21 protein-coding genes are annotated in these 24,957 nt (G+C 59.8%); 12 read left to right on the plus strand and 9 right to left on the minus strand.

Annotated features, from left to right (window positions below; genetic code table 11):
- Positions 1 to 81: 81 nt before the first annotated feature.
- Complete coding sequence (cysK, locus tag ACEN8R_RS02740) at positions 82 to 1,056, plus strand: cysteine synthase A (RefSeq protein WP_018926743.1); 975 nt, start codon at positions 82 to 84, stop codon at positions 1,054 to 1,056.
- A gap of 212 nt (positions 1,057 to 1,268) precedes the next feature.
- Positions 1,269 to 2,207, plus strand: a complete 939-nt coding sequence (locus ACEN8R_RS02745) for an aspartyl/asparaginyl beta-hydroxylase domain-containing protein (RefSeq protein WP_018926742.1) — start codon at positions 1,269 to 1,271, stop codon at positions 2,205 to 2,207.
- 107 nt (positions 2,208 to 2,314) lie between these two features.
- On the opposite strand, the gene ACEN8R_RS02750 is transcribed toward ACEN8R_RS02745, so the two are convergent.
- Positions 2,315 to 3,223, minus strand: coding sequence for a DMT family transporter (locus tag ACEN8R_RS02750; protein ID WP_495624565.1), 909 nt, complete (start codon positions 3,221 to 3,223; stop codon positions 2,315 to 2,317).
- 128 nt (positions 3,224 to 3,351) lie between these two features.
- Here ACEN8R_RS02750 and aceK point away from each other — a divergent pair, with 128 nt between their 5' ends.
- The 5 genes from aceK (at position 3,352) to ACEN8R_RS02775 (ending at position 11,555) form a co-directional block, all read left to right on the plus strand.
- Complete coding sequence (gene aceK, locus ACEN8R_RS02755; RefSeq protein WP_086944851.1) at positions 3,352 to 5,073, plus strand: bifunctional isocitrate dehydrogenase kinase/phosphatase; 1,722 nt, start codon at positions 3,352 to 3,354, stop codon at positions 5,071 to 5,073.
- 223 nt (positions 5,074 to 5,296) lie between these two features.
- On the plus strand, positions 5,297 to 9,208 hold the full coding sequence (gene hrpA, locus ACEN8R_RS02760; protein ID WP_018926739.1) for an ATP-dependent RNA helicase HrpA: 3,912 nt from the start codon (positions 5,297 to 5,299) through the stop codon (positions 9,206 to 9,208).
- Positions 9,209 to 9,436: 228 nt separating this feature from the next.
- Complete coding sequence (locus ACEN8R_RS02765; protein ID WP_018926738.1) at positions 9,437 to 10,558, plus strand: beta-ketoacyl-ACP synthase III; 1,122 nt, start codon at positions 9,437 to 9,439, stop codon at positions 10,556 to 10,558.
- A gap of 155 nt (positions 10,559 to 10,713) precedes the next feature.
- Entirely contained in the window at positions 10,714 to 11,325 is a 612-nt protein-coding gene (locus ACEN8R_RS02770) for an RNA polymerase sigma factor (protein WP_018926737.1), read from the plus strand.
- Complete coding sequence (locus ACEN8R_RS02775) at positions 11,319 to 11,555, plus strand: anti-sigma factor family protein (protein ID WP_007934080.1); 237 nt, start codon at positions 11,319 to 11,321, stop codon at positions 11,553 to 11,555. Before ACEN8R_RS02770 ends, ACEN8R_RS02775 begins: the two co-directional genes overlap by 7 nt.
- A gap of 131 nt (positions 11,556 to 11,686) precedes the next feature.
- Here ACEN8R_RS02775 and ACEN8R_RS02780 read toward each other — a convergent pair whose 3' ends face one another.
- Positions 11,687 to 13,009 carry a putative porin gene (locus ACEN8R_RS02780; protein ID WP_018926736.1) on the minus strand — a complete coding sequence of 441 codons (1,323 nt, stop codon included), beginning with the start codon at positions 13,007 to 13,009 and terminating at the stop codon, positions 11,687 to 11,689.
- 278 nt (positions 13,010 to 13,287) lie between these two features.
- Between ACEN8R_RS02780 and ACEN8R_RS02785 the strand changes: the two genes are divergently transcribed.
- Positions 13,288 to 14,412 carry a GNAT family N-acetyltransferase gene (locus ACEN8R_RS02785; protein WP_018926735.1) on the plus strand — a complete coding sequence of 375 codons (1,125 nt, stop codon included), beginning with the start codon at positions 13,288 to 13,290 and terminating at the stop codon, positions 14,410 to 14,412.
- A gap of 34 nt (positions 14,413 to 14,446) precedes the next feature.
- Here ACEN8R_RS02785 and aqpZ read toward each other — a convergent pair whose 3' ends face one another.
- The 5 genes from aqpZ to ACEN8R_RS02810 form a co-directional block, all read right to left on the minus strand.
- On the minus strand, positions 14,447 to 15,145 hold the full coding sequence (aqpZ, locus tag ACEN8R_RS02790; protein ID WP_018926734.1) for an aquaporin Z: 699 nt from the start codon (positions 15,143 to 15,145) through the stop codon (positions 14,447 to 14,449).
- 196 nt (positions 15,146 to 15,341) lie between these two features.
- Positions 15,342 to 17,174 carry an ABC transporter ATP-binding protein gene (locus ACEN8R_RS02795; protein WP_018926733.1) on the minus strand — a complete coding sequence of 611 codons (1,833 nt, stop codon included), beginning with the start codon at positions 17,172 to 17,174 and terminating at the stop codon, positions 15,342 to 15,344.
- Positions 17,175 to 17,262: 88 nt separating this feature from the next.
- Entirely contained in the window at positions 17,263 to 17,826 is a 564-nt protein-coding gene (locus ACEN8R_RS02800) for a peptidylprolyl isomerase A (RefSeq protein ID WP_007934039.1), read from the minus strand.
- 3 nt (positions 17,827 to 17,829) lie between these two features.
- Positions 17,830 to 18,633: an alpha/beta fold hydrolase gene (locus ACEN8R_RS02805; protein WP_018926732.1), complete on the minus strand. Its 804-nt coding sequence runs from the start codon at positions 18,631 to 18,633 to the stop codon at positions 17,830 to 17,832.
- A gap of 14 nt (positions 18,634 to 18,647) precedes the next feature.
- On the minus strand, positions 18,648 to 19,571 hold the full coding sequence (locus ACEN8R_RS02810) for a PA3225 family LysR-type transcriptional regulator (protein ID WP_018926731.1): 924 nt from the start codon (positions 19,569 to 19,571) through the stop codon (positions 18,648 to 18,650).
- A 49-nt stretch (positions 19,572 to 19,620) separates the two neighbouring features.
- Here ACEN8R_RS02810 and ACEN8R_RS02815 point away from each other — a divergent pair, with 49 nt between their 5' ends.
- The 3 genes from ACEN8R_RS02815 to ACEN8R_RS02825 all read left to right on the plus strand — a co-directional run bounded on the left by ACEN8R_RS02815 (position 19,621) and on the right by ACEN8R_RS02825 (position 21,827).
- Positions 19,621 to 19,950 (plus strand): hypothetical protein, encoded by a 330-nt coding sequence (locus ACEN8R_RS02815; RefSeq protein WP_007934049.1) that lies wholly within the window; start codon positions 19,621 to 19,623, stop codon positions 19,948 to 19,950.
- 150 nt (positions 19,951 to 20,100) lie between these two features.
- Positions 20,101 to 20,700 (plus strand): FMN-dependent NADH-azoreductase, encoded by a 600-nt coding sequence (locus tag ACEN8R_RS02820; RefSeq protein ID WP_018926730.1) that lies wholly within the window; start codon positions 20,101 to 20,103, stop codon positions 20,698 to 20,700.
- Positions 20,701 to 20,960: 260 nt separating this feature from the next.
- A complete protein-coding gene (locus ACEN8R_RS02825) occupies positions 20,961 to 21,827 on the plus strand; it encodes a carboxylate/amino acid/amine transporter (protein ID WP_018926729.1) in 867 nt (288 codons plus the stop codon).
- A 6-nt stretch (positions 21,828 to 21,833) separates the two neighbouring features.
- Here the strand turns inward: ACEN8R_RS02825 and ACEN8R_RS02830 are convergent, their stop codons facing one another.
- A complete protein-coding gene (locus ACEN8R_RS02830) occupies positions 21,834 to 22,721 on the minus strand; it encodes a LysR family transcriptional regulator (protein WP_026286472.1) in 888 nt (295 codons plus the stop codon).
- Positions 22,722 to 22,878: 157 nt separating this feature from the next.
- Between ACEN8R_RS02830 and ACEN8R_RS02835 the strand changes: the two genes are divergently transcribed.
- Positions 22,879 to 23,523, plus strand: a complete 645-nt coding sequence (locus ACEN8R_RS02835) for a hydrolase (RefSeq protein WP_007934054.1) — start codon at positions 22,879 to 22,881, stop codon at positions 23,521 to 23,523.
- A gap of 125 nt (positions 23,524 to 23,648) precedes the next feature.
- Here ACEN8R_RS02835 and ACEN8R_RS02840 read toward each other — a convergent pair whose 3' ends face one another.
- Complete coding sequence (locus ACEN8R_RS02840; protein ID WP_018926727.1) at positions 23,649 to 24,947, minus strand: mechanosensitive ion channel family protein; 1,299 nt, start codon at positions 24,945 to 24,947, stop codon at positions 23,649 to 23,651.
- Positions 24,948 to 24,957 lie beyond the last annotated feature (10 nt).

The raw sequence follows: 24,957 nt of genomic DNA on the forward strand, positions 1-24,957 counted from the left end.
CCGGACGTTCGACTGACTGGACGACCACGAGCAACAGGCATACCTTGGAGGGCTAATTCAACGCGGTATAAGGACCCAGCCATGAGCCGTATCTATGCTGACAACGCCCATTCCATCGGCAATACGCCGCTGGTGCAGATCAACCGTATCGCCCCGCGCGGTGTCACCATTCTGGCCAAGATCGAAGGGCGCAACCCTGGATATTCGGTCAAGTGCCGAATCGGCGCGAACATGATCTGGGATGCTGAAAGCAGCGGTAAACTCAAGCCCGGCATGACCATCATCGAACCGACCTCGGGCAATACCGGTATCGGCCTGGCATTCGTTGCCGCCGCCCGTGGTTATCGGTTGATGTTGACCATGCCCGCGTCCATGAGCATCGAACGACGCAAGGTGCTCAAGGCCCTTGGCGCCGAACTGGTGTTGACGGAGCCGGCCAAGGGCATGAAAGGCGCGATCGAGAAAGCTGCCGAAATCCTCGCCAGTGATCCGTCCACCTACTTCATGCCGGGGCAGTTCGAAAACCCGGCCAACCCGGCCATCCACGAAAAAACCACCGGCCCGGAAATCTGGAACGACACCGACGGTGCGGTCGACGTGCTGGTAGCGGGCGTCGGAACGGGTGGAACCATTACCGGGGTTTCGCGGTATATCAAGAATACCCAGGGCAAACCGATTCTCTCGGTGGCGGTGGAGCCAATGGTGTCCCCGGTGATCACCCAGGCGATCGCCGGGGAAGAGATCAAACCGAGCCCCCACAAGATCCAGGGCATCGGCGCTGGTTTTGTGCCCAAGAACCTGGACCTGTCGATGGTCGACCGAGTGGAATTGGTCAGCGACGACGAATCCAAGGCGATGGCCCTGCGCCTGATGCAAGAAGAAGGGATTTTGAGTGGCATCTCTTGCGGCGCCGCCATGGCGGTGGCTGTACGCCTGGCCGAAACCCCGGAAATGCAGGGCAAAACCATCGTGGTGATCCTGCCCGACTCTGGCGAACGCTACCTGTCGAGCATGCTGTTCAGTGACTTGTTTACCGAACAGGAAAATCAGCAATAAGATTTTATGGCTGTTTTGAAGCCGATCAGGGGGTTGATTCAGGTCAGCCCCCGTTCAGGAACCCTATGTTAAGAAGTGCTTTATTGCACAATCCTTAACACTGAATGTTGAGTAATACGGGTTTTTCCCGAGGCCGGTAGTGTTTATCATGGCCGACTGCCACGTCGGGTAAAAGGCGTTGTGCGGAGTTTCCTATTCTCAAGGAGTCGTAGATGAGCTTTTCCTTTGTCGCGAAGGCGTCGGTGTTGCTGCTGTTCCTCGGCAGCACGCTCTATGTGCATTTGCGTGGCAAGGCGCGTTTGCCGGTCCTGCGTCAGTTCGTCAATCACTCGGCCCTGTTCGCGCCCTATAACGCCTTGATGTACCTGTTCTCCGGTGTGCCGTCCAAGCCCTATCTGGACCGCAGCAAGTTCCCGGAGCTCGACGTGCTCAGGGACAACTGGGAAGTTATCCGCGACGAAGCCATGCACCTGTTCGACGAGGGTTACATTCGCGCCGCCGAAAAGAACAACGACGCCGGTTTCGGTTCGTTCTTCAAGAAGGGCTGGAAGCGTTTCTACCTCAAGTGGTACGACAAACCGCTGCCATCGGCTGAATTGCTCTGCCCGAAAACCGTCGAGCTGGTCAGCCGCATCCCCAATGTGAAAGGCGCGATGTTTGCCCTGTTGCCGGGCGGTAGCCACCTCAACCCGCACCGTGACCCGTTCGCCGGTTCCCTGCGTTATCACCTGGGGTTGTCGACGCCGAACTCCGATGATTGCCGCATCTTCGTCGACGGTCAGGTCTACGCCTGGCGTGATGGCGAAGACGTGATGTTCGATGAAACCTACGTGCACTGGGTCAAGAACGAAACCGAGCAAACCCGCGTCATCCTGTTCTGCGACATCGAACGTCCCTTGAGCAACCGCCTGATGACCCGCATCAACCGCTGGATCAGCGGCTGGCTGGGGCGTGCTACTGCGCCGCAGAACCTTGACGATGAGCGCGTTGGCGGGATCAACCAGGCTTATGCCTGGAGCAAGACTTTCAGCGACAAATTCAGCGGTATGGTCAAGCAGTGGAAGCGCCGCAACCCCAAGGCCTATCGCGTGCTGCGACCGGTGCTGGCGGTGGTGGTGTTGACGTTGTTGGGGTATTGGTTGTTCGGTTGAGGCCGACCATGGAATGAAAAAACCGCTCCTTGGGAGCGGTTTTTTTATGCGCGCTTGCTCATGAGCTCCAGGCCTTGTAAGTGATCCGACTTGCCTGCGAAGGCGTTTTATCGGGCAACCACCTCAACCGGCTTCACCACTGCCGGCTTCAACACCAGCCACAACGCCGCCGCAATCAACACTCCGCCATAGAGGTGCGCCATCGACAGCGGCTCATCCAGCAACAGCGCGCCCCACAACACCCCGAACGGTGGAATCATGAAGGTCACGGTCATCGAGTTCACCGGGCCGATCGAGCTGAGCAAACGGAAGTAAACGATGTAGGCAAACGCGGTGCAGCCCAAGCCCAATCCCAGCAACGACAACCAGACACTCCAGCCGCCCCAGCTCGCCGGTGGCTGGCTGATCACGCTGTAGCCGAACAGCGGCAGCAAAAACAAGGTGGCGCCGAGCATGCTGCCCAGGGCCGACAGGCGACTGTCGAGGCCGCCGGCCTGGTCGAGCCAGCGGCGGGCGAGGAAGCCGGCAAAGCCATAACAGGTGGTAGCCATCAGGCACGCCAGTGCGCCCATCAGCAGTTGCATATCGAACGCCACCGGACCTGCACGGGTGAGGATGCCGACGCCAAACAGTCCGAGAAACACCCCGCAGACCTTCGCTCCGGTGAGTTTTTCACTGAAGAACAACCCGCCGATCAACACGCCCATCAACGGTGTGGTGGCGTTGAAAATCGCCGAATAGCCGGCCGGCAGCACTTGCGCGGCCACGGAATAGAGCGTCGCCGGAACCCCGGAGTTGATCACTCCGAGCAGCATCACCGTCTTGAGTTTGCCTTTGAAATCCCAGCTGATACGCAGCAGCCCGACGATCACCAGCAGCCCGACAGCGGCAATCGATACACGGAAAAAGGCAGTGGGGATTGTGCCAATCACTGGGGCGATAATGCGCATGAACAGAAAGCTCGCCCCCCAAATGGCGGCAAGTGACAACAAACGCAGGATATCGACGGGGTTCACAGCACTTTCCTTCCTTGATTGGCGCGCAAGTGTCGCGCCAGTCGGGGTACAAGGCAATGGTTGCGTTGCGTCACACGGGGCCACTAAGCTCAAGCTCCAACGATAAGAACAGCCGCAGAGGTTTCACCATGCCGCAGCAATGGCCAGCCGCCGACATCGCCCGAATGATCCTCGATGGCTTTGACGATTACCGCGAGCATTTCCGTCAGATCACCGACGGTGCCCGAGGCCGCTTCGAGCAAGCCCAGTGGCAGGCGACACAAGTCGCGTCGGCGGCGCGGATCAACCTCTACGAAGAGAAAGTCGGCGAAACGGTCGGGCGCCTGCATCAGTCGTTCGCCGCCGATGTGCTGATGGACGTCAGCAGCTGGCCGTTGGTCAAAAGCGCCTATATCAGCCTGATCGACCTGCGCTTCGACGATGAACTGTCCGAGACCTGGTACAACTCGATTTTCTGCGGGCTGTTCAGCCACGACCTGATCAGCGACGGCTGCATGTTCATCCACACTACACGGCCAAGCTTGCGCCGCGCCCGGGCGGCGCAAACCCGCACCTACAAGCCCCATGGCCAGTTGTCCGGCATGCTCGCGAGTATTTTTACCGACTATCGCTTCAGCGAGGATTACGCCGATTTGCCCGGCGACCTGCGCCGCCTCGAAGCGCAATTGCGCGAGAACCTGCCGGACTGGGTCTGCAAGGACCCGGAACTGAGTGTCGAGCTGTTTTCCTCGGTGCTTTACCGCAACAAAGGTGCCTATCTGGTGGGGCGCATCTTCACCCAGGACGATCAATGGCCACTGGTGATTCCGCTGCTGCACCGCGAAGGGCGGGGCATCCAGATCGATGCACTGATCACCGACGAGGCGGAGGTGTCGATCATCTTCTCCTTCACCCGTTCGTACTTCATGGTCGATGTGCCGGTACCGGCGGAGTTCATCGGCTTTCTCAAACGCATCCTGCCAGGCAAACACATCGCCGAGCTGTACACCTCGATCGGCTTCTACAAGCATGGCAAGTCCGAGTTCTACCGGGCGCTGATCAATCACCTGGCCAACACCGACGACCAGTTCATCATGGCCCCCGGCGTGCGCGGGATGGTCATGAGCGTGTTTACGCTGCCGGGCTTCAACACCGTATTCAAAATCATCAAGGACCGCTTCTCGCCGTCGAAAAACGTCGACCGCGCCACGGTGATCGAAAAGTATCGCCTGGTAAAAAGCGTCGACCGGGTCGGGCGCATGGCCGACACCCAGGAGTTCGCCGACTTCCGTTTCCCCCTGAGCAAGTTTGAGCCGGCATGCCTGGAAGAACTGCTTGAAGTGGCGCCGTCCACGGTGTCGGTGGAAGGCGATACGGTGCTGATTCGTCACTGCTGGACCGAACGCCGGATGACGCCGTTGAACCTTTATCTGGAACACGCCAACGAAGCGCAGGTGCGCGAGGCGCTGGAAGATTATGGCCTGGCGATCAAGCAACTGGCGGCGGCGAACATTTTCCCCGGCGACATGCTGTTGAAAAACTTTGGCGTCACCCGTCATGGTCGCGTGGTGTTCTATGACTACGACGAAATTTGCTTCCTGACCGAAGCCAACTTCCGCCACATCCCGCAACCGCGCACGCCGGAAGACGAAATGGCCTCCGAACCGTGGTACTCGATCGGGCCACTGGACGTGTTCCCCGAGGAGTTTCCACCGTTCCTGTTTGCCGATTCCGGGCAGCGAAAGTTGTTCGATCAGTTGCACGGCGAGCTGTACAACGCCGATTACTGGAAGGGGCTGCAGGAAGCGATTCGGGCGGGGAAGGTGATTGATGTGTTTCCGTATCGGCGCAAGGGGCTGGATAACGAATAGCTCGTCTGAGCGAACACACTGTGGCGAGGGAGCTTGCTCCCGCTGGGTTGCGAAGCGACCCCAAAACCATTCATCGCGCAGATTCAGACAGCCGCGATGACAGGTTTACGACTGCTTCGCAGCCGAACGGGAGCAAGCTCCCTCGCCACAAAAGCGCGTCACTCAGCAGCCCAAATCTGCGACAATCCGCCTCCTGCGCCACTAGACGACTTTTGCGTACCTGATGACTGACGAATCGCCTTCCATCGACAAACTGCTGAAAAACCTCGATCACGCCATGCTCGCCGACCGCCACCGGCTGCGGCGGCAGTTGCTTGAGCTGCGCAAGAAACCTGACGAGGCCAAGCTGGCCCAGTGGGTGACGCGCACACAGGCGTCCTGTGATCAGGTGTTGGCGCGGCGCGCCAGCCTGCCGGTGATTCGCTACGACGACAGCCTGCCGATCGCCGCCAAGCGCGACGAAATCAAAGCGGCATTGCTCAAACATCAGGTGCTGATCATTGCCGGCGAAACCGGTTCGGGTAAAACCACCCAGTTGCCGAAGATCTGCCTGGAAATCGGCCGCGGCCAGCACGGCCTGATCGGCCATACCCAGCCGCGTCGAATCGCCGCCCGCAGCGTGGCGAGCCGGGTCGCTGAAGAGTTGGCGACACCGTTGGGTGCGCTGGTGGGCTATCAGGTGCGGTTCGAGGACCAGAGCGATGCCAACACCCTGATCAAACTGATGACCGACGGCATCCTGCTGGCGGAAACCCAGAACGACCGCTACCTCGAACGCTACGACACGATCATCGTCGACGAAGCCCACGAACGCAGCCTGAACATCGACTTCCTGCTCGGTTACCTGAAAACCCTGCTGCCCCGTCGTCCGGACCTTAAGGTCATCATCACCTCGGCCACCATCGACCTGGAGCGTTTCTCCAAACACTTCGATGACGCGCCGATTGTCGAGGTCTCCGGTCGCACCTTCCCGGTGGAAACCTGGTATCGCCCGCTGACCCTGGAGCAGGACGAGGAGGGCAACCGTGTCGAGGATGACCTGACCGTGGATCAGGCGATCCTCGCCACCCTCGACGAAATCGCCGCGTTCGAACGCAGTGAGCGCAAGAGCCCCGGCGACGTGCTGGTGTTCCTGCCCGGCGAGCGCGAGATTCGCGACGCGGCGGACATGCTGCGCAAGGCACAGCTCAAACACACCGAGATTCTGCCGTTGTATGCGCGGTTGTCGCCGGCCGAACAGCAGCGGATTTTCCAGTCGCATCCGGGGCGTCGAGTGGTTCTGGCGACCAACGTTGCGGAAACCTCGTTGACGGTGCCGGGCATTCGTTACGTGATCGACAGCGGCACCGCGCGCATCAGTCGCTACAGCTATCGCGCCAAGGTCCAGCGTTTGCCGATCGAAGCGATTTCCCAGGCCAGTGCCAACCAGCGTAAAGGTCGCTGCGGGCGGGTCGAGCCGGGTATTTGCGTGCGCTTGTACAGCGAAGAAGATTTCATCGGCCGGCCGGAATTCACCGACCCGGAAATCCTGCGGACCAACCTCGCGGCGGTGATTTTGCAGATGCTCCATCTGCGCCTCGGCGAGATCACTGATTTCCCGTTTATCGAACCGCCGGATGGCAAGGCCATCAGCGACGGTTTCAACCTGCTGCAAGAACTCTCGGCGGTGGACCGCAACAGCCAGCTGACCCCGCTCGGCCGGCAACTGGCGCGGCTGCCGGTGGACCCGCGCATGGGCCGAATGCTGCTGGAAGCGGCCAAACTCGGCAGCTTGCAGGAAGTGCTGATTGTCGCCAGCGCCATGTCGATCCAGGACCCGCGCGAGCGTCCGCCGGAGCGTCAGCAAGCCGCCGATCAGGCCCACGCCCAGTGGAAAGACGTGGACTCGGACTTCGCCGGGCTGGTCAATCTGTGGCGGGGTTTTGAAGAACAGCGCCAGGCACTGACGGCCAGTCCGCTGCGTAACTGGTGCCGCAAGAACTTCCTCAATTACCTGCGCCTGCGCGAGTGGCGCGATTCCCATCGCCAGTTGAGCCTGATCTGCCGCGACATGCAGCTGAGCCTCAACAAAGAGCCGGCGGATTACCCGAAGCTGCACAAAGCCGTGCTGTCGGGGTTGCTCAGCCAGATCGGCCAGAAAACCGAAGACGGCGATTACCTCGGCGCCCGTCAGCGACGCTTCTGGATTCACCCGTCGTCGGGCCTGGGCAAGAAACGCCCGCAATGGCTGATGACCGCCGAACTGGTGGAAACCACCAAGCTGTACGCGCGGATGGTCGCCAAGATCGACGCCGACTGGATCGAGCCGCTGGCCGGGCACCTGATCAAGAAAAACCACTTCGAACCTCATTGGGAGAAGAGGCGTGGGCAGGTCGTGGCCTTCGAGCAAATCACCCTGTTCGGGCTGATCGTAGTCGGACGCCGGCCGGTGCATTACGGGCCGGTCGACCCGGTGGTGTCCCGCGAATTGTTTATTCGCGAAGCCTTGGTGCGTGGCGAGATTCAATCCAAAGCCAAGTGCCTGACGGCCAACAAGCAACTGCTGGAACAGCTCGACGAACTGGAAGCCAAGGCGCGTCGCCGAGACATTCTGGCCGACGAAGAAACCCTGTTCGCCTTCTACGATGCGCGCTTGCCGGCGGAGATCCACCAGACCGCGACCTTCGACAGTTGGTACCGGATCAACAGCCAGAAAGACCCGCAGCTGCTGATCATGCGCGAAGAAGACGTGCTGGCCCGCGAAGCCAGTGAAGTCACCGCCGCGCATTACCCCGACACCCTGCACATCGGCGACCTGGAACTGGCGCTGAGTTATCACTTCGAGCCCAACCATCCGCGTGACGGCGTGACCTTGCGCGTGCCAGCACCGCTGTTGCCGATGCTGCCGCCGGAACGCCTGGAATGGCTAGTGCCAGGCGTGATCGAGGCCAAGTGCATTGCGCTGGTGCGCAACCTGCCCAAGGCCCTGCGCAAGAATTTCGTGCCGGTGCCGGATTTCGTCAAAGCCGCGATGCAGCGCATGACTTTCGGCGAGGGCTCATTGCCTCTGGCGCTGGGCCGCGAGTTATTGCGCATGACCGGCGCACGGGTCAGCGATGAGGCCTGGGCCGAAGCGTCGCAGCAGGTCGAAAGCCATTTGCGGATGAATCTGGAAATCGTCGACGGCCAGGGCAAGTTCCTTGGCGAAGGGCGTGATTTGGCAGAGTTGACCGCACGCTTTGCCGAGGCCAGCCAGGCCGCCTTGGCCGTGCCGCAAACCGCGAAAAGCCAGCAACCGGTGGAGGCGAAAGTCTTTGCCGCCGTCGCCGAGAAAACCCAACAGAAGATCGCCGGGCTGTCGATGACGGTGTATCCGGCGCTGGTGGAAGAGGCCGGGACGGTCAAGGAAGGACGTTTCTCGACCCCGGCCGAAGCCGAGTTCCAGCATCGCCGGGCCTTGCAGCGCTTGCTGATGCAACAACTGGCGGAGCCGGCGAAGTTCTTGCGCGGCAAGTTGCCGGGGCTGACCGAGTTGGGCCTGATGTACCGCGAGCTGGGGCGCATCGACAGCCTGGTGGAAGACATTCTGCTGGCCAGTCTGGACAGTTGCATCCTCGACGGCGAAGACCCGTTGCCACGCGATGGTGCCGCACTGGCGTCCCTGGCCGAACGTAAACGCGGTGCCTGGACCGAGCACGCCGAGCGTCTGGCCAGGCTGACCCTGGAGATTCTCAAGCACTGGCACGGCCTGCAAAAACGCTTCAAGGGCAAGATCGACCTGGCGCAAGCCGTGGCCTTGAACGACATCAAGCAGCAGCTCAGCCATCTGGTGTACCCGGGGTTCGTGCGGGAAACGCCGATGCCGTGGCTCAAGGAACTGCCGCGTTACCTGAAAGCAGTCGAGCAGCGTTTCGAGAAACTCGGTGCTCAGGTGCAGAAGGACCGGGTCTGGAGCGGAGAATTGTCTGGCCTTTGGACCCAATACCAGACCCGCGCCAACAAACACGCCCAGGAAGGCAAGCGCGATCCGCAGCTGGAGCTTTATCGCTGGTGGCTGGAGGAATACCGGGTTTCGCTGTTCGCACAGCAATTGGGAACCAAGGTGCCGATCTCCGACAAGCGCTTGAGCAAGCAATGGACACAAGTCGAGCCCTGAACCCTGTGGGAGCGGGTATGAGTTCGACTCAGCAAAAGGCGCCAAAAGCCAGCGTTTATGGCAAACTTCGCGCCTATAAACGCCGGCCCCGCGGTTTTCAGCCTCCACGGGCCCAGGCGGATCGGAATAAAGCGATGCCAGGTTTGCGTCCGGAACCTGGAATAGACCCTTTGTGTGTTGGTACGTCGGTGCCAGCGCTTTCTGCCTGAACGGATTAGAGAAACGACCATGCATAACGTCGTCATCAGCGGCACCGGCTTGTACACCCCGGCCAACAGCATCTCCAACGAAGAGCTGGTGCAGTCTTTCAACGCTTACGTCGCGCAGTTCAACGCCGACAACGCCGAGGCCATTGAGCGCGGCGAAATCCAGGCATTGACCGAATCCAGCGCAGCGTTTATCGAAAAAGCCTCCGGCATCAAAAGCCGCTTTGTCATGGACAAAGAGGGTATCCTCGACCCGCAACGCATGACGCCACGCTTGCCCGAGCGCTCCAACGACGAGTGGTCGGTGCTGTGCCAGATGGCCATTGGCGCGGCCGAGCAAGCCTTGCAGCGTGCCGGCAAGACCGCCGCTGACATCGACGGTGTGATCGTCGCCTGCTCCAACCTGCAACGCGCCTACCCGGCCATCGCCATCGAAGTTCAGGAAGCGCTGGGTATCCAGGGTTTCGGTTACGACATGAACGTGGCGTGCTCCTCGGCTACCTTCGGTATCCAGGCCGCCGCCAACAGTGTGCAACTGGGCCAGGCCCGGGCGATCCTGATGGTTAACCCGGAAGTCTGCACCGGTCACCTGAATTTCCGTGACCGCGACAGCCACTTCATCTTCGGCGACGCCGCCACCGCGGTGATCATCGAGCGCGCCGATCTGGCGACCTCCAAGTACCAGTTCGACGTGGTCAGCACCAAACTGCTGACCAAGTTCTCCAACAACATCCGCAACAACTTCGGCTTCCTCAACCGCGCCGCGGAAGAGGGCATCGGTGCCCCCGACAAGCTGTTCGTCCAGGAAGGCCGCAAGGTGTTCCGCGATGTCTGCCCGATGGTTGCCGAGCTGATCGCCACGCACCTGGAAGAAAACCAGCTCAACGTCAGTGACGTGAAGCGTTTCTGGCTGCACCAGGCCAACCTCAGCATGAACCACCTGATCGTCAAGAAGCTGCTGGGCCGCGAAGCCACTGAAGCAGAAGCCCCGGTGATTCTCGACACCTACGCCAACACCAGCTCCGCCGGTTCGGTGATTTCGTTCCACAAGAATCAGGACGATCTGGTCAGCGGTTCGCTGGCTGTGCTCAGTTCGTTCGGCGCCGGTTATTCGATTGGCAGCGTGATATTGCGCAAACGTTGATCGAAGGGGTTGTTGTTCTTTCCTCTGGCTTGTGATGACTTTTCCTACATTCGAAATAGTCGGAAGGCTGTAATTTTCGGAAATTCCAGCAGGACGATGCCTACAGGCGAAGTCCTGCTGTTTTCATTTTCGAGGTCAGAACAAGGGGGTTGTTAATGGCGGCTGACGACGCGCAACTGCTTGAGCGCTTGCTGGCAGGTGAACAAAAGGCTTTCAAAGAGTTGGTCAGCACTTATCAGAGCGCCATGCGTGCGGTGGCCTACGCTATTGTGGGCAACCGGCATGCCGACGAAATCGTTCAGGATGCCTGGCTATCGGTTGTGCGTAACCTGAGCGGATTCGAGGGACGTTCGAGCCTCAAGACCTGGCTGCTGACTATCACCGCCAACTCGGCCAAGAGCCGCTACAAGCAAAACCGCCGGGAAGTGTTGCTCGATGACCTGCCGTCGCCCCATGGCACGATCGATGATGATCGTTTTTCATCGAGCGATGGTCATTGGCTGGTGGCGCCGTTTGCCTGGCATCAGGACACGCCAGAGGCGCTGTTGACTGAAAACGAACTGCGCGAATGCCTGGAGCACACGCTGCTCAGCCTGTCGGAACTGCAAAGCAGTGTTTTACTGTTGCGCGAGCGACAGGGGCTGGAGTTGGAGGAGATCTGTAATCTTCTGGAAATCTCGCTCTCCAATGTTCGTGTGCTGCTGCATCGGGCACGGTTGAAGGTCTTTGCGACCGTAGAACATTTTGAGGAAACCGGCGAATGCTGACCTGTAAGGAACAAGTGGCGCGCTCCAGTGATTATCTCGATGGCCAGTTGAGTTTTCGCGAGCGTCTGATGATGCGGCATCACTTGATGTTTTGCCCCAATTGTCGGCGATTCATTCGGCAGATGCGGTTGATGCAGGCGACCTTGCGGGTGATGCCGCAGAAGCCGGTCGAGGATGTGGAGGCGCTGGCCGAGCGGCTGGCGGCGCAGCGGCGTAAAGATCGTTCCTGAAGGAAAGCACAGGCCGGCGCGGGTGAAACGAACGGATGATGGGGGTCGTTGCCCCGCGCCAGACTGTTGAACCTCTTCAAACGACACGACCGTATGTAAACCGCATCGTTTGAAGTGTGTGGCTTCGCAGCTTAGAACTTCGCTTCCGCGTCCAGTTGCAGCGTGTTGGTGTTGGCATCACGCTGGGTACGGCTGGAGAAGTCGGCTTTAGTCAGGAAGTAAGTGGCACCGAGGGCGAAGTTCTTGTCGATGTCGTAACCGACTTTGAACTTGTGACCGCGAGAACCGGTGGTGCCGTTGGCGAAGTCCGAGTCGGTGAAGGCGCCGACCACGGCGTTACGCTGCACGTCGCGGTAGTTGTAGTCGAGGTTGAAACCGAAGACTTTCGACTTGGCACCGACCAGCCAGGCAGTGTCCTGATCGGTCACGGCATCGTTGTTCTTCACGTATTGGCCGTAGAACGACAGCGGCATCGGCAGGCCGCCGATATCGATCTGGCTGAAGCCTTCGTACAGGCGGAACTCGTTGTTGGCCGAGTTGCCGTTGACGGCCAGGGCGCAAGGTGTGGATGTGCCGGTGCAACGGCTGTCTTCGTCGTTCTGGTAGGCATAGACGCTGCCGCCGACGGTCAGTTTCAGGTTGTCGGTGATGGCGAAACGGCTGCCCAACTGGCCGGCGGTCAGACGCAGGTCGTGACGAAATTGCACGCCTTCGCCGTCGACGTTGTCCTTGAGGTTGTAGTTGCCCAGGCTACCGAACAGTTCGGCACTGCTGCCCAGCGGGTATTTGTAGGTCACTGCCAGACCTTCCGGGTTGATATCACTGTCCCAGATCACATCACCCATGCTGACCCACGGTTGCAGCATCTTGCCGCCGATCACATGCAGGTTTTTGATGGCGTCCGGGTGGTAGTCGATGTAGCCCAGATCCAGCCAGATCTGCTTCTTGTCGAAGTAGTTGTCCATGTCCTGGTTGGTCGAGCGAGCATCGTCACCGCCGCCGGTGGCAATGCGGATGCCGGTGTCCACTTGCGGGTTGATTTCGCTGTAGGCACCCAGACGGGCGCGGATGCGTTGACGATCCTTGTCACGGCCACCGTTGTTGGGTTCGCCGTCGATCTTGACCGTTTCCTGGCGTACGCGAACGTCGCCCTTGAACTGGGTCTTGGCGGCCCAGGCCAGCTTCTGGTCGAAGGCACTCAGCTCGTTGGCTTTCTTCGCGGCGACCGCTATTTGTTCGTTGGTCTCTTGCTGCGCCTGCTGCGCGATTTGCTGAGCCTTCTGATCCTTGGCCAGTTCGGCTTGCAGTTCAACGTACTGCGCCTGGGAAATAGAACCGTTAGCCTTGAGCATGTCGAGCAGTTTGGCGTCGACTGCGGCACTGGCTGGAACACTCATGGCCAGCAGCAGGCCACCACACAAGGCCGCCGCAGTTTTCGTGGAAGCAAGACGCATAGCAATCTCCGAAGATGAGAGGGATGGCTGAACCATCCTGGACACAACCGACAGTTGAAGGTCGGAAAACAGTGGCCGGGTAGAACCCGGCGCTCTAAAAACAGGCGCCAGTATCGCGATGGTTTATGACAGGTCAGTGGCGAAGTGATGGCAGGTCGATGACGATACAAACGTTTCCGAAATGCCCGATTCAGAGCCTTGTATCGGATTGACGCGTGTGGATCGCCCTGCGATCGGCGATACTCGCGGAGCTGTCACGCCAAGATGTGGAGAGGAAAATGCCGCTGCAACGTCTGCATACACTGTCGCAAATCGCAGCCCGTACCTGGGATGCCCTGGTGCCGGAGAATCAGCCGTTTCTGCGCCACGCGTTCCTCGGTTCACTGGAAGACAGCGGCAGCCTGGGCCCGCATTCCGGCTGGCAGCCCGAGCATCTGCTGCATGTCGAAGGCGAGCGCCTGATCGCCGCGCTGCCCAGTTACCGTAAATGGCACTCCTACGGCGAATACGTGTTCGACCATGCCTGGGCCGATGCCTGTGAGCGTGCGGGCATCGACTACTACCCCAAACTGTTGACGGCGGTGCCGTTCAGTCCGGTCAGCGGGCCGCGATTGCTGGCGGCGACGATCGAGGACGGTTTCGAACTCTTGCAGAGCCTGCCGGGTTATCTGGAGATAGAAAAACTTTCCAGTGCCCACATCAATTTCACCGATCCGTTCACCGACGCTGCATTGGCCGAACAGCCAGGCTGGTTGCAGCGCATTGGCTGTCAGTACCACTGGCAGAATCGTGATTACCGGGATTTTCAGGACTTTCTCGACGCCCTCAGTTCGCGTAAGCGCAAGCAAATGCGCAAGGAGCGTGAGCAAGTGGCGGGGCAGGGCATCGACTTCGAATGGCTGGAAGGCCGGCAGCTGACCCAGGCGCAGTGGGACTTTGTGTACGCCTGCTACGCCAATACCTACGCGGTGCGTCGGCAGACGCCTTACCTGACGCGGGAATTTTTCAGTCTGCTGGCCGAGCGCATGCCGGAGTCGATTCGCGTGGTGCTGGCCAAACAAGGTTCACGGCCGGTGGCCATGGCCTTCAGCCTGGTCGGCGGCGACAGCTTTTATGGCCGTTACTGGGGTTGCCTGGCGGAGTTCGATCGCCTGCACTTCGAGACCTGTTTCTATCAGGGTATGGATTACGCCATTGCCAACGGCTTTCAGCGTTTCGACGCCGGCGCCCAGGGCGAACACAAACTGATTCGTGGCTTTGAACCGGTGATCACCCATTCCTGGCATTACCTGCGCCATCCGGGCTTGAAGTCGGCGGTGAAAGACTTCCTCGAGCGCGAACGCGTCGGGGTGCTGGGGTATGCAGAAGAGGCGAAGACCGCCTTGCCTTACCGACAAGGTTGATCTTCGCCGTTGATTGCAGGCTCAGTCGCGCAGATTAACTGTCTTCTTTGCCCAGCCAGCGGTACATCACACCACCGATGACCGCCCCCAGAATCGGCGCCAGCCAGAATAGCCATAGCTGTTGAATCGCCCAGCCCCCGACAATAAGCGCCGGTCCGGTACTGCGGGCCGGGTTGACCGAGGTGTTGGTGACCGGAATCGAGATCAGATGGATCAGGGTCAGCGCCAGGCCGATGGCGATGGGCGCCAGCCCGGCCGGGGCGCGTTTATCGGTGGCGCCGAGAATGATCAGGATGAACATGGCGGTCATCACCAGTTCACTGACAAACCCCGCCGCCATCGAGTAGCCGCCTGGCGAGTGTTCGCCATAGCCATTGGACGCCAGGCCGCTGGCCAGTTCGAAGCCGGGTTTGCCACTGGCGATGAAGTACAGCAAGGCCGCTGCGATGATCCCGCCAATCACCTGGGCGATGATGTAGGCGGGCAGTTCTTTGGCAGGGAAGCGTCCGCCGACGACCAGTCCGACTGAAACCGCAGGGTTGAGATGACAACCCGAGATGTGGCCGATGGCGAAGGCCATCGTCAGTACCGTCAAACCGAATGCCAGGGACACCCCCAGTAAACCGATCCCCACGTTTGGAAACGCTGCCGCCAGGACCGCACTGCCGCACCCTCCCAATACCAGCCAGAACGTACCTACCAATTCTGTAGCCGAACGTTTGAACAAAGACATAGCGAGTTTCCCTATCGAGATAACACTGTCGTTGTGCATCCAGCAGATGGACTACGGAACCTCCAGTACCTTGGCTGAGTACAGCAGGATTTTTACGGAATTCCAGTGACTATAAAAAACCGCCAGAGCCCGTGGTTAGCGGGCTCTGGCGGTTTCTGGTGTTCTTCTGTGTGGCTGATGGCGCCAAGATCGCGGCTCAATCGATCCCGACAAACCCGCCGGTCTGGTGTTGCCATAACCGTGCATACAAACCGCCATGGGCCAGCAGTTCGGCGTGGCTGCCGGTTTCGGCGATCTTGCCGTTTTCCAGCACCACCAACCGGTCCATCCGGGCAATGGTCGAGAGACGGTGAGCGATGGCGATCACGGTTTTGCCCTGCATCAGGGTTTCGAGGCTTTCCTGGATTGCTGCTTCGACTTCCGAGTCCAGTGCCGAGGTCGCTTCGTCCATGATCAGGATCGGCGCGTCCTTGAGCAGCACCCGGGCGATGGCAATCCGCTGACGCTGGCCACCGGAGAGTTTCACCCCGCGCTCACCGACATGGGCATCGAATCCGGTGCGGCCTTCGGAGTCCGACAGCAGCGGGATGAACTCGTCGGCACGGGCCTTGCGCACCGCTTCCCAGAGTTCGGCGTCGGTGGCGTCGGGTTTGCCATACAGCAGATTGTCGCGGATCGAGCGGTGCAGCAGTGAGGTGTCCTGGGTGATCATGCCGATGCGTTCGCGCAGGCTTTCCTGCCCGACTTCGGCGATGTTCTGGCCGTCGATGAGGATCCGCCCGCCCTGCACGTCATACAGGCGCAGCAGCAGGTTGACCAACGTCGATTTGCCGGCGCCGGAGGGGCCGATCAGGCCGATTTTTTCGCCGGGCTTAATGGTCAGGTTGAGGCCGCCGATGATCCCGCTCTTCTTGCCGTAGTGGAAATCGACGTGTTCGAAACGCACCTCGCCACGGGCCACCGCCAAGGGTTTTGCCTGTTCGCGGTCGGTGACGCTGACCGGTTGGGCGATGGTCTGCAAACCGTCCTGGACCATGCCGATGTTTTCGAAAATGCCGTTGACCACCCACATGATCCAGCCGGACATGTTGACGATGCGGATCACCAGCCCGGTGGCCAAGGCAATCGCGCCCACGCTGATCAGTGACTGCGTCCACAGCCACAGGGCCAGCCCGGTGGTGCCGACGATCAAGAGGCCGTTCATGCTGGTGATGACCACGTCCATGCTGGTGACCACACGGCCGGCCAGTTGGGCTTTTTCGGTCTGTTCCGCAATGGCTTCGCGGGCGTACTGCTGTTCGAAGTTGGTGTGGGCGAACAGCTTGAGGGTAGTGATGTTGGTGTAGCCGTCGACGATCCGCCCCATGAGTTTGGAGCGCGCATCGGAGGACACCACCGAACGCTCTTTCACCCGCGGCACGAAGTAGTAGAGCGCGCCGATGTAGGCGGCGATCCAGATCAGCAGCGGGATCATCAGTCGCCAGTCGGCTTCGGCGAACAGCACCAGCGAGCTGATCGCATAGATCAGCACGTGCCACAGCGCATCCACCGCTTGCACGGCAGAGTCGCGCAGGGAGTTGCCGGTTTGCATGATGCGTTGGGCGATGCGCCCGGCGAAGTCGTTCTGGAAGAAATTCAGGCTCTGTTTGAGCACGTAACTGTGGTTCTGCCAGCGGATCAGGCTGGTCATGCCCGGACTCAAGGTCTGGTGCACCAGCATGTCATGCAGGGCGAGGAACAAGGGGCGCAGAATCAGCGCCACCGCTGCCATCCAGGCCAATTCCACGCCGTGGACCTTGAAGAAGTCGACGTTGGATGTGCTCTGGGTCAGGTCGATGATGCGACTCAGGTAGCTGAACAGCGCCACTTCGATCAGCGCGCCGAACAGGCCGACGACCAACAAAACGGCGAAGATTGGCCAGACCTGCTTGAGGTAGTAGGTATAGAAGGAGAGAACCCGACTCGGTGGAGCCGCCGTCGGGGCGTCGCGGAAAATGTCGATCAGTTTTTCGAAACGGCGATAAAGCATCGGTTCTCCGCCCGTGTACGGGCTCTCCTTTAAACGATATGAGCGGCGCCGGATATCGACCGGCAACCGCTCAAGACTGCCGGTGTACTCAGTCGATGCGCTTGGCCGACTTGATCAGCACCGGGTCGACAGGCACGTTCTGCATGCCTTGTTTGGTGGTGGTCTGAGAGTTGACGATGATGTCCACCACGTCCATGCCCTTGACCACTTTGGCGAAGACGGCGTAACCGGCGTCGCGACCCGGATCGAGGAAGGCGTTGTCGGCCACGTTGATGAAGAACTGGCTGGTGGCCGAATCCGGGTTTGAAGTACGCGCCATCGACAGCGTGCCACGCACGTTATGCAGGCCGTTGCTGGCTTCGTTTTTGATCGGTGCCTTGGTTTCCTTCTGTTGCATCTGTGCAGTGAAACCACCGCCCTGAGCCATGAAACCTGGAATCACACGGTGAAAAATCGTGTTGTTGTAGAAGCCACTGTCGACGTACTCAAGGAAGTTCTTGGTACTGATCGGCGCCTTGACCGGGTCCAGTTCGATTTCGATCTGGCCGTTGGTGGTCTCCAGCAGCACGTGGGGTGCCTTGGCCGGCGTAGCGGCCATCAGGTTGGCGGCAAACAGAACGGAGCCGGCGACGAGGGCGATTTTTTTCAGCATGGGTCAGTGATCCTGAGTGGTGGTGTCGACTGCGGTGAGAAACTCGAGCAGCGTTTGGTTGAAGCGTTCGGGTTGATCCAGCGGGGTGGCGTGGCGCGAATCGGCGATCACCACCAGCCGCGCATCGGGCAGCAGTTTTACATAGGTTTCTTTCAGCGCGACCGGGGTGTAGTCACGGTCGGCGCTGACGACGAGGGTTGGACAGGAAACCCTGGAAAGTCGTTCCTGAACCCCCCAGCCAACGATGGCATCGAAGCTGGCGAGATAAGCATGTTTGTCGTTTCTTGCCCAGCGCGCCGCTATTTTTTGTCGTAACGAAGCTTGTTCCGGCTTGGGAAACAGTTTGGCGCCCAGGGCCTTGCCGATGGTGCCCATGCTCAGCACGCGCATCAGGCTCCAGCGTTTGAACCACTGCCAATAGTCGTTGCGGCTGCGCCGTTTGACCTCGGGCGCGCTGTTGACGATGCACAGACTCTTGAGCAGTTGCGGCTGGTCCACTGCCAGTTGAAAAGCGATCATGCCGCCCATCGAAAGCCCCACAAGATGAGCAGGGCCAAGGTTCAAGTGTTCGATCAGCGCGATCAGGTCGGCGCTGAACCCGGCGATGCTGTAACGCTCGCGGGGCTTGTCGGAGCGCCCGTGGCCGCGCACATCCGGCACGATCACCCGATGGTGGGCGGCGAGCGCCGGGATCTGCATTTCCCAGTCCTGGGTGCTGGAGCCCAACCCGTGAACCAGCAGCAACGGAGTGCCGTGGCCATATTCCTCATAGTGCAGGTTGCAACCTTCATGTTCGAAATAGGCCATGGGTACACTCCGTGTCAGGCTTGTTCGGGCGCGGCGAAGGGCGCATCCAGCGGCGCGGTGTCAAAGGTGCGCAGCAGTTCGATGAGAATCTGCGTGGCCGGGCCCAAGGGTTTGTCCTTGTTCGAATACAGATAGAAACTCGGGTTGCGGCTTCCGCCCTGATCCAACGGTAGCACTTTGAGCGTGCCTTCTTTGAGTTCGCGCTCGATCATGTGCCGGGGTAGCCAGGCGAAGCCCAGACCGCTGCTGACGAAGGTCGCGGCAGTGGCCAGGCTGCCGACGGTCCAGCGCTGTTCGGCACCGAGCCAGCCGACATCTCGCGGTTGCTGACGGCCGGAGTCGCGGATCACCACTTGCATCTGGCTTTCCAGGTCCTGGAAGCTCAGCTCGCGATTCAGACGATGCAGGGCATGTTCGGGGTGGGCGACCGCGATGAATTCGACATCGCTCAGCTCCGCGCCCAGGTAGCCGGGAATACTGAAACTGGTAATGGCCAGATCGGCCACGCCTTCGAGCAATACTTCTTCCACCCCCGATAACACTTCTTCACGCAGCCGCACCCGGCAACCGCGACTTTGCGGCATGAACGCGGTCAAGGCGCGGACGAGGCGGGCGCTCGGGTATGCGGCGTCGACCACCAGCCGTACTTCCGCTTCCCAGCCTTGTTCCATGTGGTGGGCCAGGTCTTCAAGTTGGCTGGCCTGTTTCACCAGTTGCCGGGAGCGGCGCAGCAGCACGCCGCCGGCCTCGGTGAGCACCGCTTTGCGGCCATCGATGCGCAACAGCGGTACGCCGAGTTGGTCCTGCATGCGCGCTACGGTGTAGCTGACCGACGATTGCGAACGGTGCAGCACTTCGGCGGCCTGGGCGAAACCGCCGTGATCGACCACGGCCTGCAACGTTCGCCATTGATCAAGGGTCACGCGGGGCGCTTTCATGTTGAGCTCCTCTTGTCCTAAGCTGGCAGCTCTTATTGGAGACTGCCGAATGAAAAAAATCTGTTGTGTGATGGCGGGGTGTGCGGTGTTGGCGATGTTGCCTCTGACTGCGTTTGCCTATCCGATCGATGTCAATAAACAGCTCAACGGTTTGAAGGTCGACTACAACGCCTATGACACGGACGCCGACATCGGCTCCATTCAGGTCAACAACTACGGCGACACCGACGTCACTTGCAAAGTGGTTTTCAATAACGGTCCGGAAGCGCCACGCACCCGCAAGATCGACGTACCCGCCGGCAAACACAAAAACGCCACGGCCAAGTTCACCCGCACCATCATCAAGCTGCGTATCGACCTGACTTGCACCCCGAAATGACCTCAAGCGGAGCATGTCGCCTGGGCATGCTTCGCTTATAAACGAATTTATCGATGCTTTATAGCAGTTATTTGCGCTTTTTCATCGATATGACTCTGTTTAACCTTCACTCCATCGACCTACAGCATTCTCAGATGGAGGCTACATCCCATGTCCCGCGTTCTGATCATCGAAAGCAGCGCCCGTCAGCAAGACTCGGTTTCCCGCCAGCTGACCCAGACCTTCATCAGTCAGTGGAAAGCCGCACACCCGGCCGACCAGATCACCGTCCGTGACCTGGCCGTCAACCCGGTGCCGCACCTGGACATCAACCTGCTGGGCGGCTGGATGAAACCTGTCGATCAACGCAACGAGATCGAACAGGCCTCGCTGGAACGCTCCAACCAATTGACCGACGAACTGCTGGCCGCCGACGTGCTGGTGATGGCAGCGCCCATGTACAACTTCGCGATTCCGAGCACCCTGAAAGCCTGGCTTGACCACGTGCTGCGTGCCGGCGTGACTTTCAAATACACCGAGACCGGTCCGCAAGGTTTGCTCAGCGGCAAGCGCGCCTACGTGCTGACCGCTCGCGGCGGGATCTACGCCGGCAGCACCGCGGATCACCAGGAACCCTACCTGCGTCAGGTCATGGGCTTCATCGGCATCCACGACGTCACGTTCATTCACGCCGAAGGCATGAACCTGGGCGGCGACTTCCAGGAGAAAGGCCTGAACCAGGCCAACGCCAAACTGGCCCAGGTCGCCTGAGTCGTTAATCGCCAGATAATCGCTGGATGGTCTAGTGACCTGGCGCGACCCTTCAAGCCTGCACGCGCATCGAACCTCCCTTTGCACTTATTGCTCCTGAGTGCTCTAGCCCGATTGAACGCTTTAGCGAGATCGGGCTTTTTTTTGCCTGGGATTTAGTGGGCGCTGATGATTCTGTGGGACCGGGCTTGTTGTTGGCTGAGCGTTCGCGATAACGGGCAAAAACCGCTATCGTCGCCGCCATTCAAAACGAGGCGAGCATGGGCTATCTACTTTTTGTCACGCTGATCCAGGCGTTTTCCTTCAGTTTGATCGGCGAGTACCTGGCCGGTCATGTCGACAGCTACTTCGCGGTGCTTGTGCGAGTGCTGCTGGCGGGGCTGGTGTTCATTCCGCTGACACGCTGGCGTTCGGTCGAGCCGGTATTCATGCGCGGGATGTTGTTGATCGGCGCGCTGCAGTTCGGTGTGACCTATGTCTGTTTGTATTTGAGCTTCCGCGTGCTGACGGTGCCGGAAGTGCTGCTGTTCACCATCCTCACGCCGCTGCACGTGACCCTGATCGAAGACGCGCTGAACCGGCGCTTCAATCCGTGGGCCTTGATCGCGGCATTGGTGGCCGTGGCGGGTGCGGCAGTGATTCGCTACGACCGGATCAATCCGGACTTCTTCATGGGCTTTCTGTTGCTGCAACTGGCCAACTTCACCTACGCCGCCGGGCAGGTGCTCTATAAACATCTGGTGGCCCGCCATCCGAGCGATCTGCCGCATTATCGGCGATTCGGCTACTTCTATCTGGGCGCATTGGCGGTGGCGTTGCCGGCATTTCTGCTGTTCGGCAAACAAAACTTCCTGCCCGAAGCGCCGCTGCAATGGGGCGTGCTGCTGTTCCTCGGTCTGGTCTCGACCGCGCTGGGCTTGTACTGGTGGAACAAGGGCGCGTGCCTGGTGAATGGCGGGACGCTGGCGGTGATGAATAATCTGCATGTGCCGGTGGGGTTGCTGATCAATTTGCTGATCTGGAATCAGCATGAAGAGTTGGGGCGGTTGTTGTTGGGTGGATCGGTCATTCTGGCGGCGGTGTGGATCAGCCGGTTGGGTGTACGCCAACCCGTCATTGCACACTAAACCGGGTTAATTCGGCGCCAACTGCGCCACCATAAACTCAATAAACGCCCGGGTCTTTTGTGGTACGCGACGCGAGGAAGGGTAAACCGCGTTGATGGTAATCGCTGGTGCCTGCCACTCGCACAGCACCGGCACCAGGCGGCCTGCCGCCAACGCGCCTTCCACAATGAAATCAGGCAACAGGGCGATGCCCATCCCGGCTTCGGCGGCCTGAGCGAGCAAGTCGCCGTTGTTGGCGTGCAACGGGCCGGAAACGTTGACCCGTTGCGTCTCCTTGCCATTGCACAACTGCAGGCTCACGCCGCTTTGCAGATACCCGTAATTCAGGCATTGATGCGCGCGCAAGTCTTGCGGGGTCCGCGGTATGCCTGCACGCGCCAGATAGGCGGGGGAGGCCACCATGATCCGCGGTGCCGGTGCCAGTTGCCGGGCGATCATGGTCGAGTCTGGCATGCTGGCGATGCGAATCGTCACATCGAAGCCGCCACGCACTGGATCGACCTGTTGATCGCTGAGCACCAGTTGAAGCTCGATGTTCGGATGCTGCTCATGGAACAGCGGAATCAACCGTCCAAGGCGATGCAGGCCGAACGACATCGGCGCATTCACCCGCAACACCCCACGTAGCTCGCCGATGCCGTCTCGAGCGCGCTGCTCGGCCTCGTCCAGCGCGGACAACACCTCCCGCGCCGCCTCGAAATACTCGGCGCCAGCCTCGGTCAAGTGCAGGCTGCGCGTAGTGCGCTGCAGTAATTGCACGCCGATTGCTTCCTCCAACGCCTGAATCTGTTTACTCACCTTTGATCGCGGCACGTCCATCGCGCGAGCGGCAGCTGCGAAGCCGTTCTCGCCAACCGTCACGACAAAGGCGCGCATGCATTCGATCCGATCCACGATTGTCCCTTTTTTAGAATCAATTATTCTCGATTTTAGGGAATTGTCCCTTTTTTATCTAGCCCGTAAAGTTACTTCCAAGCCAGCAAGCAAACAGCTTGAGGCAAGTGACTCACCCAATACTCATTAAACAAATCGACATCAAAAGGAACGCGCCATGTCTAACCGTGAATTGCTCAACCCAACCAACTCCGCCCTGATCCTGATCGACCACCAGCCGCAAATGGCGTTCGGCGTGCAGTCGATCGACCGTCAGACCCTGAAGAACAACACCGTGGGTCTGGCGAAGGCCGCGAAGATTTTCAACGTGCCGACGATCTACACCTCAGTTGAAACCGAAAGCTTCAGCGGCTTCATCTGGCCGGAGTTGCTGGCTGTTCACCCAGAGCAGAAGCCGATCGAGCGCACCTCGATGAACTCCTGGGAAGACAAGGCGCTGGTTGACGCGGTGAAAGCCACCGGCCGCAAGAAGCTGATCATTGCCGCGCTCTGGACTGAAGTCTGCCTGACCTTCCCGGCGCTGGAAGCCCTGGCTGAGGGCTACGAGGTGTACATCGTGACCGACGCGTCTGGCGGCACCACCAAAGAAGCTCACGACATGTCGGTGCAGCGGATGATTCAGGCAGGCGCGGTGCCGGTCACCTGGCAACAAGTGCTGCTGGAATACCAGCGTGACTGGGCACACAAAGACACTTACGAGGCGGTGATGGAACTGGTGCTGGAGCACAGCGGCGCGTATGGCATGGGCGTGGATTACGCCTACACCATGGTGCACAAGGCGCCGCAGCGTCAGGTCAAATAACACCGTTACCCTTGTAGGCGCATGGCTTGCCCGCGAAGGCGGAGTATCAGTCGATAACTATGTTGACTGACACTCCGCCTTCGCGGGCAAGTCGGATCGCCGCACCGCTCGCTCAGGGGCGGTGTTTACATGATGTGTTTTTCCGGCTCCGGAATGTGGCTCGCGCCTAACATGGCCGGAAGCAATCCGGCCCTTAAATCCCCGCCACTCGGCTGCTGATAAAGACTCAATCCGAACTCCGGCAGTACCGCCAGCAGATAATCGAAAATATCCCCCTGAATCCGCTCGTAATCCGCCCACGCCGTGGTGCGGGTGAAACAATAGATTTCCAGCGGAATCCCCTGCGCCGTCGTCTGCATCTGCCGCACCATGCAGGTCATGTTCTGCTGAACCTCCGGGTGACTTTTCAGATACGCCAGCGCATAGGCGCGGAAGGTGCCGATGTTGGTCATCCGCCGACGGTTGGCCGCCATCGCCGCGACGTTGCCCTGGGCTTCGTTCCAGGCCTTGAGCTCGGCTGTCTTGCGGCTCATGTAGTCGGTCAGCAAATGCACCTGGGACAGTTTCTGCTCTTCATCATCGCGAATGAACCGCACGCCGCTGGCGTCGATGAACAGGCTGCGCTTGATCCGCCGTCCTCCGGACTGCTGCATGCCGCGCCAGTTCTTGAACGACTCGGACATCAGGCGCCAGGTCGGGATCGACACAATTGTCTTGTCGAAATTCTGCACCTTGACCGTGTGCAAAGTGATGTCCACCACGTCACCGTCGGCACCGACTTGCGGCATCTCGATCCAGTCGCCGACCCGCAGCATGTCGTTGCTGGTCAGTTGCACGCTGGCGACGAATGACAACAGGGTGTCCTTGTAGACCAACAGAATCACCGCCGACATGGCGCCCAGACCCGACAGCAGCAACAGTGGCGAACGGTCGATCAACGTGGCGACGATGATGATCGCGCCAAACACGAACAACACCATTTTCGCCAGTTGCACATAGCCTTTGATCGAGCGGGTGCGGGCGTGTTCGGTGCGGGCATAGATGTCCAGCAGGGCATTGAGCAACGCGCTGATGGACAGCACCAGGAACAGGATGGTGAACGCCAGCGCCACGTTGCCGAGGAAGTTCATGCTGGTCTTGCCCAACTCCGGCACCAGGTGCAGGCCGAACTGGATGACCAGCGATGGCGTCATTTGCGCCAGGCGATGAAACACTTTGTTGTGGCGAAAATCGTTGACCCAGTGCAACGCCGGCTGGCGGCCGAGCATTTTGGTCGCATGAAGAATGAGGTAACGCGCCACTCGTCCGAGCACCAGCGCCACCACCAGCAGCAACATCAGCGCGAGTGTGGAATGCAGGAGCGGGTGCTGATCAAGGGCACCCCAGAGGTCTTGGGCGTTGAGCCAGAGCTGTTTGATATCCATGAGTGAAAAC

It is taken from the genome of Pseudomonas sp. Pseusp15 (assembly GCF_059492165.1).

What these genes read in the sequence shown, in the direction of transcription:
- ACEN8R_RS02840 (WP_018926727.1), bottom strand. Translation starts at nt 24,947, where the DNA reads ATGGATATCAAACAGCTCTGGCTCAACGCCCAAGACCTCTGGGGTGCC.
- ACEN8R_RS02795 (WP_018926733.1), bottom strand. Translation starts at nt 17,174, where the DNA reads ATGCTTTATCGCCGTTTCGAAAAACTGATCGACATTTTCCGCGACGCC.
- ACEN8R_RS02825 (WP_018926729.1), top strand. Translation starts at nt 20,961, where the DNA reads ATGGGCTATCTACTTTTTGTCACGCTGATCCAGGCGTTTTCCTTCAGT.
- ACEN8R_RS02815 (WP_007934049.1), top strand. Translation starts at nt 19,621, where the DNA reads ATGAAAAAAATCTGTTGTGTGATGGCGGGGTGTGCGGTGTTGGCGATG.
- ACEN8R_RS02785 (WP_018926735.1), top strand. Translation starts at nt 13,288, where the DNA reads ATGCCGCTGCAACGTCTGCATACACTGTCGCAAATCGCAGCCCGTACC.
- ACEN8R_RS02810 (WP_018926731.1), bottom strand. Translation starts at nt 19,571, where the DNA reads ATGAAAGCGCCCCGCGTGACCCTTGATCAATGGCGAACGTTGCAGGCC.
- ACEN8R_RS02765 (WP_018926738.1), top strand. Translation starts at nt 9,437, where the DNA reads ATGCATAACGTCGTCATCAGCGGCACCGGCTTGTACACCCCGGCCAAC.
- cysK (WP_018926743.1), top strand. Translation starts at nt 82, where the DNA reads ATGAGCCGTATCTATGCTGACAACGCCCATTCCATCGGCAATACGCCG.
- ACEN8R_RS02745 (WP_018926742.1), top strand. Translation starts at nt 1,269, where the DNA reads ATGAGCTTTTCCTTTGTCGCGAAGGCGTCGGTGTTGCTGCTGTTCCTC.
- ACEN8R_RS02820 (WP_018926730.1), top strand. Translation starts at nt 20,101, where the DNA reads ATGTCCCGCGTTCTGATCATCGAAAGCAGCGCCCGTCAGCAAGACTCG.
- aceK (WP_086944851.1), top strand. Translation starts at nt 3,352, where the DNA reads ATGCCGCAGCAATGGCCAGCCGCCGACATCGCCCGAATGATCCTCGAT.
- ACEN8R_RS02775 (WP_007934080.1), top strand. Translation starts at nt 11,319, where the DNA reads ATGCTGACCTGTAAGGAACAAGTGGCGCGCTCCAGTGATTATCTCGAT.
- ACEN8R_RS02770 (WP_018926737.1), top strand. Translation starts at nt 10,714, where the DNA reads ATGGCGGCTGACGACGCGCAACTGCTTGAGCGCTTGCTGGCAGGTGAA.
- ACEN8R_RS02835 (WP_007934054.1), top strand. Translation starts at nt 22,879, where the DNA reads ATGTCTAACCGTGAATTGCTCAACCCAACCAACTCCGCCCTGATCCTG.
- ACEN8R_RS02780 (WP_018926736.1), bottom strand. Translation starts at nt 13,009, where the DNA reads ATGCGTCTTGCTTCCACGAAAACTGCGGCGGCCTTGTGTGGTGGCCTG.
- aqpZ (WP_018926734.1), bottom strand. Translation starts at nt 15,145, where the DNA reads ATGTCTTTGTTCAAACGTTCGGCTACAGAATTGGTAGGTACGTTCTGG.
- hrpA (WP_018926739.1), top strand. Translation starts at nt 5,297, where the DNA reads ATGACTGACGAATCGCCTTCCATCGACAAACTGCTGAAAAACCTCGAT.
- ACEN8R_RS02805 (WP_018926732.1), bottom strand. Translation starts at nt 18,633, where the DNA reads ATGGCCTATTTCGAACATGAAGGTTGCAACCTGCACTATGAGGAATAT.
- ACEN8R_RS02800 (WP_007934039.1), bottom strand. Translation starts at nt 17,826, where the DNA reads ATGCTGAAAAAAATCGCCCTCGTCGCCGGCTCCGTTCTGTTTGCCGCC.